The organism is Paenibacillus sp. Y301 (assembly GCF_059445505.1).
Window position 1 is genome coordinate 248,988 of record NZ_JCAIUL010000008.1, and the last position, 10,648, is coordinate 259,635.

The 10,648-nt window shown below is 42.2% G+C and carries 11 protein-coding genes, 2 rRNA genes and 1 riboswitch; all 13 genes read right to left on the reverse strand.

The window, feature by feature from the left end; genetic code table 11:
* Positions 1 to 2: 2 nt before the first annotated feature.
* On the reverse strand, positions 3 to 248 hold the full coding sequence (purS, locus tag AC1D69_RS15860) for a phosphoribosylformylglycinamidine synthase subunit PurS (protein WP_495457109.1): 246 nt from the start codon (positions 246 to 248) through the stop codon (positions 3 to 5).
* 43 nt (positions 249 to 291) lie between these two features.
* Positions 292 to 1,176 (reverse strand): phosphoribosylaminoimidazolesuccinocarboxamide synthase, encoded by an 885-nt coding sequence (locus AC1D69_RS15865; RefSeq protein WP_495457110.1) that lies wholly within the window; start codon positions 1,174 to 1,176, stop codon positions 292 to 294.
* Between the two features lie 48 nt (positions 1,177 to 1,224).
* A complete protein-coding gene (gene purB / locus AC1D69_RS15870; protein WP_495457111.1) occupies positions 1,225 to 2,520 on the reverse strand; it encodes an adenylosuccinate lyase in 1,296 nt (431 codons plus the stop codon).
* Between the two features lie 4 nt (positions 2,521 to 2,524).
* Entirely contained in the window at positions 2,525 to 3,712 is a 1,188-nt protein-coding gene (gene purK / locus AC1D69_RS15875; RefSeq protein WP_495457112.1) for a 5-(carboxyamino)imidazole ribonucleotide synthase, read from the reverse strand.
* A complete protein-coding gene (gene purE, locus AC1D69_RS15880; RefSeq protein WP_495457134.1) occupies positions 3,709 to 4,194 on the reverse strand; it encodes a 5-(carboxyamino)imidazole ribonucleotide mutase in 486 nt (161 codons plus the stop codon). The genes purK and purE overlap by 4 nt, the downstream gene beginning before the upstream one ends.
* A 214-nt stretch (positions 4,195 to 4,408) precedes the next feature.
* Positions 4,409 to 4,510, reverse strand: a riboswitch (purine riboswitch).
* Positions 4,511 to 4,693: 183 nt separating this feature from the next.
* Positions 4,694 to 5,128, reverse strand: coding sequence for a universal stress protein (locus tag AC1D69_RS15885; protein WP_495457113.1), 435 nt, complete (start codon positions 5,126 to 5,128; stop codon positions 4,694 to 4,696).
* Between the two features lie 24 nt (positions 5,129 to 5,152).
* Positions 5,153 to 5,416: a DUF1294 domain-containing protein gene (locus tag AC1D69_RS15890; RefSeq protein WP_495457114.1), complete on the reverse strand. Its 264-nt coding sequence runs from the start codon at positions 5,414 to 5,416 to the stop codon at positions 5,153 to 5,155.
* Between the two features lie 115 nt (positions 5,417 to 5,531).
* Positions 5,532 to 7,661 (reverse strand): DNA topoisomerase III, encoded by a 2,130-nt coding sequence (locus AC1D69_RS15895; RefSeq protein WP_495457115.1) that lies wholly within the window; start codon positions 7,659 to 7,661, stop codon positions 5,532 to 5,534.
* 189 nt (positions 7,662 to 7,850) lie between these two features.
* Complete coding sequence (locus tag AC1D69_RS15900) at positions 7,851 to 7,988, reverse strand: hypothetical protein (RefSeq protein ID WP_495457116.1); 138 nt, start codon at positions 7,986 to 7,988, stop codon at positions 7,851 to 7,853.
* A gap of 171 nt (positions 7,989 to 8,159) precedes the next feature.
* On the reverse strand, positions 8,160 to 8,897 hold the full coding sequence (locus AC1D69_RS15905) for an acyl-[acyl-carrier-protein] thioesterase (RefSeq protein WP_495457117.1): 738 nt from the start codon (positions 8,895 to 8,897) through the stop codon (positions 8,160 to 8,162).
* A gap of 22 nt (positions 8,898 to 8,919) precedes the next feature.
* A complete protein-coding gene (locus AC1D69_RS15910) occupies positions 8,920 to 10,116 on the reverse strand; it encodes an MFS transporter (RefSeq protein ID WP_495457118.1) in 1,197 nt (398 codons plus the stop codon).
* Between the two features lie 150 nt (positions 10,117 to 10,266).
* Positions 10,267 to 10,383, reverse strand: a 5S ribosomal RNA gene (gene rrf / locus AC1D69_RS15915).
* Positions 10,384 to 10,552: 169 nt separating this feature from the next.
* A 23S ribosomal RNA gene (locus tag AC1D69_RS15920) occupies positions 10,553 to 10,648 on the reverse strand; the annotation flags it as partial.

Genomic DNA, 10,648 nt, shown 5'->3' on the forward strand with positions numbered 1-10,648 from the left:
GATTAGCCCTCCAATTCATAACGGTAATCCTCGACTACCGTATTAGCTAGAAGCTTCTCACACATCGCTTTCAATCGTTCTTCCGCTTCGGCACGATCATCCGTATCCAAATTCAACTCCATGTATTTTCCAATTCGAAGACTTTCAACTTCTTGGAAGCCAATCGAATGAAGTGCTCCCTGAACGGCGACCCCTTGGGGATCCAATACGCTTTTCTTGATAGTGACGTAGACTGTTGCTTTAATCATGATTCAAAGTTCCTCCTCAGAATGGGTAAATAAACTTAGATTATTATGATTTCGTCAATCGGTTAAAAATGTTCAAATAACGTCGTGTAGTCTCTTCTACCACTTCTCTTGGAAGTGGATCTGGACTACTATTCTTATCCCATGAGGATGATGCTAGATATGAACGGACAGGCTCTTTGTCCATACTATCAATCTCGATATCTAGCTCATATTTCTCTTCCGCCCAGAACCGAGAAGAATCCGGCGTGAATATTTCATCAATGAGGATAACCTCACCATCCAACAATCCAAATTCAAACTTACAATCTGCTAGAATAATGCCTCGCTTAGCACAATAGTCACGGGCGAAACTGTATAGCTTCAGGCTCCGTTCCTGTAATTCTAATGCGATCTCTTCTCCTACCAATTCCTTCATTGTATCCAACGAGATATCCTCATCATGACCTACATCATTCTTCGCTGCTGGAGTGAAGATCGGCTGTTCAAAAGCTTGATTCTTACGCATTCCTTCAGGAAGCCTAATCCCGTTAACTTCTCCGGTCTCTTGATACTGCCTCCATCCACCACCCGTAATATATCCACGTACGACGCATTCAATATCAATACGCTCCGCTTTACGAACTACCATGATTCGATCCTTCAGCTGTTCCTTATCCTTGATTAACTCTCCAAGTTGCTCAACATCCGTATGAACAACATGATTCTTCATGAGTTCAGCAGTCTGTTGGAACCAGAACGCACTTAACTGATTTAGTACATTTCCTTTGTCAGGTACCGGGGGCTCCAGTACATAATCGAAGGCAGAGATTCGATCTGTCACAACGATTAGGACCTGTTCCCCCAGATCATAAAGCTCCCGAACCTTTCCTTTATACAACAGTGGTGCGTCAACAAGTTCCACGGCAGTAGATACAGCTGTTGATGTCATGGCCTCGCCCTCCCTCACGGTATATTGCTTTTATCTATATGTTCGCTTTTAAACTAAACCTAGTTTTGTAAAAATAGTATCGACATGCTTCAAATGCCAGCTTGGGTTAAATGCATCTTCTATCTCAGTAGCGCTAAGAATTTCAGTAATCTCAGGTGTTGATTCAATAATGTCTCGGAATTGGCGTTGTTCTTCCCAAGCCTGCATCGCACGAGGTTGCACCGTATCATACGCTTGTTCACGGCTGAGGCCTTTATCGATCAACTTCGTCATCACGCGGCCTGAGAAAGGAACTCCAAAGGTACGAGCCATATTATTTTTCATATTCTCAGGGAATACCGTCAAGTTCTTCACAATATTACCGAAACGATTCAGCATATAATTTAGAAGCATTGTCGCATCAGGTAGGATAATACGTTCTACAGAAGAATGGGAAATATCCCGTTCATGCCATAACGTTACATCTTCGTAAGCCGTCACCATATGTCCACGAATGACACGGGAGAGACCGGAGATATTCTCACAACCTATCGGATTACGCTTATGCGGCATAGCTGAGGAACCCTTTTGACCTTTAGCGAAAGCCTCTTCAACCTCACGAACCTCACTCTTTTGTAATGCACGAATCTCTGTAGCGAATTTATCTAATGATGTAGCAATCAAAGCTAGAGTAGCCATATACTCCGCATGACGATCACGTTGTAAGGTTTGCGTTGAGATCGGCGCTGCTGTCGTACCTAACTTGTGGCATACAAACTCTTCTACAAAAGGATCAATATTCGCGTATGTTCCAACAGCCCCTGACATTTTACCGAACTGTACACCATTCGCCGCATGACGGAAACGCTCTAAGTTACGTTTCATTTCTTCATGCCATAAAGCCATCTTCAGTCCAAATGTCGTTGGTTCAGCATGAACACCATGGGTACGACCCATCATCGGTGTATCTTTATACGCAATGGCTTTATCTTTCAGAATTTCGATGAAATTAAGAATATCCTTCTCCAGAATACGATTAGCTTGTAACAATACATATCCGAGTGCAGTATCCACGACATCCGTAGAGGTTAACCCGTAATGAACCCATTTGCGTTCTTCTCCAAGGCTTTCTGACACGGCGCGAGTAAATGCGATAACATCATGGCGCGTTTCTAGTTCAATCTCATTAATTCGAGCGATATCAAACTTCGCATTCTGACGAATGAGTACAGTATCTTCCTTCGGAATAACACCCAACTCGGCCCATGCCTCACATGCACAAAGTTCAACTTCTAACCAAGAATTAAATTTATTCTCTTCAGTCCAAATGGCCCGCATTTCTGGTCTACTATAACGTTCTATCATAATTTTACTTCCTCCAAATATTAGTCTGTTCTATCCAATCCAGCCCATCCTGCACATCCTTGCACAGTAAATTAATATGGCCCATTTTGCGATTGTTCTTACTATCAGTCTTACCATATAAGTGAAGTTTAGGTACAATCCCTAACTCCGTTGCTACCTTATCTCGTACTCCCATTCTCTCGATAACCGAATCCAGATGTTGGCCCAGCACATTAACCATGACTACGGGACTTAATAACGTTGTATCTTCTAAAGGTAGATTACACACAGCCCGTACATGTTGCTCGAACTGAGATGTCGAACAAGCTTCCATTGTGTAATGCCCTGAATTATGGGGACGTGGAGCTAATTCATTCACATACAACTGATCATCCTCGGTGACGAACATTTCAACAGCTAGGAGTCCCACAACATTCAATTTCGCTACCAGTGTCTCGGCCAGTCGTCTTGCTTCTCTCTGTACTTGTGCACTTACCCGCGCTGGTACAATGGATATATACAATATATTGTCCATATGAATATTCTCCGATATGGGGAAACTTTTCACATCGCCACTAGGATTACGTGCAGCTATAACAGATATTTCACAAGCGAAAGGAATGAATTGCTCTAGCACCAGTTCTCTTCCAAAAGCTGCAAGCTCGGCATAAGCGCTAGTCAATTGATCTTCACTTCGAATGACCACTTGACCTTTCCCATCATAGCCACCTGTAGCAGTCTTCAATACCGAAGGGTAACCAAGTTCCTTCATCGCTTGTTCCAGACTATCCAATCCTTCGATTACACGATAAGGTGCGACAGGAATTCCAGCCGCTTCAATCGCTAACTTCTCGCGCAAACGATGTTGTGTCGTATAGAGCAGAGCACTTCCTTGGGGGACATAAGATTCTTTCATAAGCATAGCCGCTACACCCACATCGACGTTCTCGAACTCATATGTGATGACATCCGATACCTTTGCTAGTTCATGTGCTGCAACTACATCGTCATATTCCGCTATAATCTGCTGAGCAACAGGACTACTTGGTGATTGGGCAGTTGGATCAAGTGTAACAAACTGATAACCCATTGCCGTACCGGCAAGTGAGATCATTCTTCCTAATTGTCCTCCACCTAGAATACCAATCGTACTTCCTGGTAGCAACGTCCTAAAGGTTTGCTCCCTATCAGCTTCCGTTAACTTATGGCTCATAGATCATCACTACTTTCAAGCACTTCATCCCGAATAGTATCTCTACGCTTTTGGACTCTCTCTTGAACCTCCGGATTGAAGGCTCCAATGATTTGGGCTGCAAGCAATCCCGCATTAGTTGCTCCTGCTTTACCAATCGCTACAGTCGCTACGGGTACACCACCAGGCATTTGCACAATGGATAGTAAAGAATCTAGTCCATTTAACGCCTTCGATTGAACGGGGACACCAATTACAGGGAGAATTGTCTTCGCAGCTACCATACCTGGTAGATGTGCAGCACCCCCTGCTCCAGCAATAATAACTCGAATTCCTCGTCCTGCAGCTTCTTCTGCAAAGGTGAACATTAGATCAGGTGTACGATGTGCTGATACTACGCTTTTCTCATACGGAATATGAAGTTCTTCTAGCATCTGGCAAGCGAACTGCATCGTCTCCCAATCCGATTTGCTACCCATAATCACAGCAACCTCTGGCAACATGCTCCAACCCACTTTCATTTCTTGTATTCATATTTATAATAAAGAACTTACCATTAGTAACTTAGGAAGATCAAAAAAGTCCGGAACCCCATGGACATGACTGATCGGGACGCCGGACATCGGAAGGAATACGCCATGCCTTTGTCATCCCCTCCATTAATTACAAGAGTACATCCCGACAATGGTAACCGAAACCCGCCATATCCTTTGTGCAGCTTCAGTAGTATTCCCTCGTAGTCCGAACATTTACGGTGTTCAGGTAGAGACTTCCGGGCCCTATTCCCAGATTTATACGAGATATCTAAATGAGTTATATATCCAATTATTATTTCTTAAATCACTTGCTTAGTTTAACAATCTCTATCACCCTATGTCAACTCAAACACGAACATTTATATAAAAGTAAAAATTATTGTTCGCTTTTACCCGCTAATTAAACCAAATAAAGCCAGCACAACCTATAAATACAGGTCTGCTGGCTTTGTCTAATTCATACCATTTATTTTACAACAAGTACTGGAATACGAGCGTGCTGTACGACATTATGGCTAACACTACCGAGAACAAATTCACGAATGCCTCCGAGGCCACGACTACCGATAATAATCACTTCAGAATTCTTCTTCTTCGAGTATTCAAGAATGGTTTCCGCAGGTGCACCTTGAATAAGTTCCACCGTTCCTGCTACTCCTGCTTCTTCAAGACGCCTCTTAGCTTCCGCTATGGTTTGTTCAGCCAAATCATAGTATTCTTCGTTCACAGATGCAGGAATGGGTGCATAGGCTTCACCAAAATAAGCGCGTGGAAAACCAAATACATGAATAATCGAAATCATCGCATTAGGCGTTACTCTTGACATCGAAATGGCATGATCCAGAGCCTTATTGGATGCTTTAGAACCATCATAAGCTACTAAAATTTTTGAATATAACATGTGCTACACCTCTTTCTCAAGTATCTAGCTTAAAAAATACCCATACAACACGGCGTTAATAAATAGTAGAATCGGAATACCTAAACGGAAACTTACATGTCTTGTCTTATGCCGTTTACGATACATCGCAATAATAACACCCAATGAACCGCCAATAGCAGCTAATAGAAACAGTGTTTTCTCCGGTACTCGGTCACGCCTCTTCTGAGCCCGTTTCTTGTCTTCAGACATGACCAGATAACCCACCATGTTAATCACTATAAACCAAATCCATAGTGCATTACTCATCTGCTACATGTCCTCCTCGTCAACAGATTTTTACTAAACTACTCTTCTATTATAAATCTATCCCGTGCAGGAAACAATGAGATCCACTGTTCGATTTTCTATTTAAATCCAATTATTACTTATTCTTTTGCTCCAGTGCAGCTTTCAGCAATTCACCAAGGTTCGATCCCACCGTTTCTTGCTGTGTGTACTTCTCTACCAACTTTCGTTCTTCCCGTTTATTGATATGTTTATGATCTTGGTTAAGCGTCTCCGTTATGCCACAGGTCAGGCATTGCACATACAGTCCAGCCTTTCCTTCTTTCATTTCCATTTTCTTATGACACTGCGGGCAGCGGCGGTTCGACACTCTTTTCTCTGCAGAACGACGATAGCCACAATCTTCTTTCGGACAGATCAGCAGTGTACCTCGTTTATTCTTTTTCTCAAGAAGTCGTGTATTACATTCTGGGCAATGGCTATTAGACACATTATGTGGCTTGTATTCAACGGAACTTCCTTTGACACCTGCTACCAGTTCTTTTGACATACTACGAATTCCTTTTAAAAATAAATCTGGACTTCCCTGACCACGGGCAATCTTCTCAAGCTCCGATTCCCATTTCGCTGTCAGTTCTGGCGTTCGTAATTGTGGGGACACTAATTCAATCAATTGCTTTCCTTTACCTGTAGGGTGCAGTATATTCCCCTTCCGCTCAATCGTATCCGATGACACCAGTTTCTCAATAATGTCAGCACGTGTAGCCGGGGTTCCTAGCCCGTGTTTCTCCATTTGAGAAAGAAGTAAAGCTTCTGTATATCGTTTCGGTGGTAATGTACGACCAGGCCGAACGGCACAACGCTGTATTCTTACGGAATCTCCAACTCGCAGTTCAGGCAATACAGATCGATTGTCCTGTTGATCGAATTGATCATCTTCATCCGTATCATTAGCTACCTCTCCGCCATATACTTCTCGCCAGCCGATATCTTTAACGGTCGTTCCCTTCGTATGAAGGAACTCATTCTCCACCTTCACAGAGACAACAACATCATCGTAACGTGCAGGAGGATAGAATAGACTTATAAAGCGACGAACAATGAGATCATATAGCTTCCGTTCCTCTGTATTAAGTAAGTTTAATAATACTGTTTCTTCTGTAGGGATAATGGCATGATGGTCACTTACCTTACTATCGTCTACAATTCGTTTCGTGATATTTAAGTTTTTGCGTAGCAATGGTCGAGCTAACGATGCATATGGACCGACCGCCACGCTCTCTAAGCGTTCCTTGAAAGTTTCCGTCATATCTGATGTTAAATAACGACTATCCGTTCGTGGATAAGTGACCAGTTTATACTGTTCATAGAGCCGTTGAAGTAGATTAGATGTCTGCTTCGCTGAGAATCCATAGCGTTTATTAGCATCACGCTGAAGCTCAGTCAGATCATAGGCAAGTGGATGGGGTTCTACCTTTTCAGATTTCTTAACCTTATCTATACTGCCTGTTTTTCCTTGTAACTTTTTCTGTAAAGCTTCTGCTTGCGTGCGGTCAAACATTCGCGCATCTCCATTATTCGCTCTCCATGTTGCGGTAAAGGAGCCCATATCAGCCGAAAGTGTATCATACTCTTCTGAACGAAAATGGATAATCTCCTTCTCACGATCCATAATCATCCCAAGGGAAGGCGTCTGTACTCTCCCTGCTGACAATTGGGCATTAAATTTACAAGTCAAAGCACGAGTAACATTTAGCCCGATCATCCAATCCGCCTCAGCTCTACAGCGAGCAGATTCATATAGTCGATCGAACTGACGTCCTGGCTTCAGTGTCGCAAAACCTTCCTTAATCGCTTTATCTGTCTGGGAAGAAATCCATAAACGTTGAAATGGCTTATTCCACTTAATCATATTCATAATCCAACGCGCTAACAATTCCCCTTCACGTGCTGCATCTGTCGCAATAATTAGATCACTAATATCCTGTCGTTTGGCCTGTTGTTGAACAACCTTGAATTGCTGACTTGTCTCCCTCAAAACTTTCAACTTCATCGATTCTGGAAGAATAGGGAGATCCTCTAAATTCCATGCTGCGAATTTACGATCATAATCTTCTGGTTCAGCCAACCCCACAAGATGTCCTAACGCCCAAGTCACAATATATTTAGGGCCTTCGAAATATCCCTTATGTTTCTCCCTGCTTCCCATTACTCGTGCGATTTCACGTGCAACTGAGGGTTTCTCTGCTAATATTAAAGATTTCATATTTCGCCTCTTTCTTGTACCATTTAAAGGTTTATCAAATCCAATTATACTTAGCTCGACAATATGTCTAAGTATAACATTGATACCGTTCACGCTAAAACTTAAAAAACCTAATACGGATTCGTATTAGGCCTTGACCACCTTTTCAAAAAGAATTACAGCACTACACCAGTTACGACAACTTCAAGTTTACGATTCCGTCTTAGGAATGCCATTTAAACTTGCTGGATAATCCCTAGATTTCTCAGGGGAAAGTGTCGTTGATTTTTGTTTTAGACTTCCTTTATTTCGTTGAATGTTGGATTTCACCGACTTAGGATCTGGCATGTTATCACCTCACAAATATCATTCCTCTAAATGTCGTTGTTATTCCCTTTCTCAACATATCGTCCCGCTTTGAGTACAGCTAATTCTTTGAAACGAAGAGCTAACTCCTGATGTCCTTCTGTCAGCTTAGCTCCACCGATCGGAATGCCGTGTCCCGTTTATGGCCCTCCACTATTCGACAACCTGTAGCCCAGCATCGTAATAACGCGTCCCATCCGGTGATTGCCCTCTAAAATAAATCATTCCATCTATAAGATCAGAGCGTAGAACATGAATAACTTCCCCCATCTGCACCTCATGATGATATGTAATCCGGAATCCTCGTATGGACAGCCGATTTAGCTCATTCACTGATAAAGCATCCATACACAAGTCTGCATAACGCGCATTGTTTAAATGCCCATTACTATCAATACCGCTATAACGAACCGTCATCGTGTATGACTCGTATAGCTCGACATCTTCTGAGATATTCATCTTGTCCGGAACGGGCCCCACAGAATCCTCAAGATTAGAATTTATAGAAAAGGGATACGCTGACGGTCTAAGCACCTTACGTTTCTTAATATCAACAAGAGCCCACAACGTGCGTGTTTTGGCTATTTCTTGATTGTCCTCATCCTTTATTCGAAAATCTCTTAACCACAAAGGACCTTTAGTCCCTTTATTCCATGTCGTAATTTTTAAATTTTCATTGAAAATAGGCATCCGTTCGCATTCTAAATCAATCGTTGTGAGCATCCATCCCATATTGTGAGCGATCATTTGGTCACGTGTTCCACCCATATGTTCTACATCACCATCCGCACCACGCTGCATCAAACTCAACAAATTAGATAACCGACAATTCGCTTTATAATCAATTTCATTAGAATAAATTAAGTGTTCTTCTGTCCAAGTATGTCCCATGTGTTTATTTCTCTCCTATATCTTATAATCTTGCCTCAGTATGTTGTTCATTGTGCCCCATCCAATAAAAGGCTAGCCCACTTGCACACAAAGCAACCATACCCGCAAGTCTAAATCCCCCATCTAAACCCCAAATTGAACTTACTCCACCTGCAACAAAAGGTCCAACAAACATCCCTATAGCATATACAGCTTGATAGAACCCCATAGCGGTCGCCCGTTTAGAATAATCAATGGTAGCTACAGACTTACCTAGCAATAGAGGGAAAATCAAACCTTGAGCAAATCCATTAAATATCTGCGTTATACATAACCACATAAAGCTATCCGCCATAGGTATACACCACGAGAACAGTGCACTTCCAACAAAACCTACAACTAAAGTAGTCCTTTCACCAAAACGAGTCATAAAGAATTTTCCCGCAACAAGCGTAGCTACAGCGTGCGGTACCATGAACGACAATGTTAACCAAGCCAAATCATTCTTGCTAGCTCCAAGAGCTAGTGCCTGGTTGGGTGTATAGCCAAACATCGTAATAAACAATACACAATGCGCCAGTATAGATAGAAAAGAAACCTTAAATAACATCGAGTCTTTCATAATTGGAATTAAATCTTTCAGAGACATAGGCACACGTGTTACATCTTCTTGTACTTCATTGAGGAAAAAGGAAAGCACTAACGCAATTCCTGCTACCACACCACCAAGTGCAAAGGGAAGCTTCCAGCTAAATGTTTCTACTAGATACCCACTAATCATCATACTGGAGAGTTGTGCAATCACCGTTGTGAATTGCATCATACTCATCGCCTTGGTTACTTCTTCTTTAGGATACAACGTAGAGAACCCCACAGTAAATACAACCCAAGTAGAAGCTGCAACTCCTGCGACTGCTCTAGCTGCCAGAGTCCAACCCAATTGATTCGTTAAGGCAAAACCCAAACAACTTACCCCACTCGCTATAATACCTAGCATGATAAAGGGTTTACGTCTCTTCATATAATCTGAACCAATGCCCAAAGGTAACCTACAAATAATCTGCACTAGACCATACACCCCTAAGATCATTCCTAACAGCGTATAGGATGCTCCCAAATGCTCAATATAAGGCGAAAGAATAGGTACATATATGTAAGCCGAGAACCAATACAAGAAGACGATTAATATAAATAAATACCGCTGCTTTCTATTACCCTTAGATAACCCTATATCCGTCATACACTCTCTCACCTGCCTTAATAAGATGCCAACGTTCTATATTAATCATACTTCTCTTCGTTAAAAGTTACATCTATTTCTTAAAATCGGAACAAGGTTAATGAAAACATAAAAAAACCACCATTGATTGAAATCAATAGTGGTTCTTGTGCTTGGCGGCGTCCTACTCTCCCAGGACCCTGCGGTCCAAGTACCATCGGCGCTGGAGGACTTAACGGTCGTGTTCGGGATGGGTACGTGTGGAACCCCTCCGCTATCGCCACCAAACGGGATTTTTGTGTTACTTGTCTACTTTGTTCATACTTCAACAAAATATCCTACCTTATAAAAGGTATGCAACATAAAATCAGTACAAGGTTTAATCCTTGAAAACTAGATACGAATGAATTTGCAGTTCGAAACTTTCATTGCTTCTGAAGCCTAAACTTCAGAATATTAGGATAAGCCCTCGACCGATTAGTATTGGTCAGCTCCATGCATTGCTGCACTTCCACCTCCAACCTATCTACCTCGTCGTCTTCAAGGGGTCTTA

Excerpts from the sequence above, each read along its gene's own strand:
- purK (WP_495457112.1), bottom strand. The coding sequence starts at position 3,712 with ATGAGCCATAAGTTAACGGAAGCTGATAGGGAGCAAACCTTTAGGACG.
- purE (WP_495457134.1), bottom strand. The coding sequence starts at position 4,194 with ATGTTGCCAGAGGTTGCTGTGATTATGGGTAGCAAATCGGATTGGGAG.
- AC1D69_RS15885 (WP_495457113.1), bottom strand. The coding sequence starts at position 5,128 with ATGTTATATTCAAAAATTTTAGTAGCTTATGATGGTTCTAAAGCATCC.
- AC1D69_RS15895 (WP_495457115.1), bottom strand. The coding sequence starts at position 7,661 with ATGAAATCTTTAATATTAGCAGAGAAACCCTCAGTTGCACGTGAAATC.
- AC1D69_RS15905 (WP_495457117.1), bottom strand. The coding sequence starts at position 8,897 with ATGGGACATACTTGGACAGAAGAACACTTAATTTATTCTAATGAAATT.
- purS (WP_495457109.1), bottom strand. The coding sequence starts at position 248 with ATGATTAAAGCAACAGTCTACGTCACTATCAAGAAAAGCGTATTGGAT.
- AC1D69_RS15900 (WP_495457116.1), bottom strand. The coding sequence starts at position 7,988 with ATGCCAGATCCTAAGTCGGTGAAATCCAACATTCAACGAAATAAAGGA.
- AC1D69_RS15910 (WP_495457118.1), bottom strand. The coding sequence starts at position 10,116 with ATGACGGATATAGGGTTATCTAAGGGTAATAGAAAGCAGCGGTATTTA.
- AC1D69_RS15890 (WP_495457114.1), bottom strand. The coding sequence starts at position 5,416 with ATGAGTAATGCACTATGGATTTGGTTTATAGTGATTAACATGGTGGGT.
- AC1D69_RS15865 (WP_495457110.1), bottom strand. The coding sequence starts at position 1,176 with ATGACATCAACAGCTGTATCTACTGCCGTGGAACTTGTTGACGCACCA.
- purB (WP_495457111.1), bottom strand. The coding sequence starts at position 2,520 with ATGATAGAACGTTATAGTAGACCAGAAATGCGGGCCATTTGGACTGAA.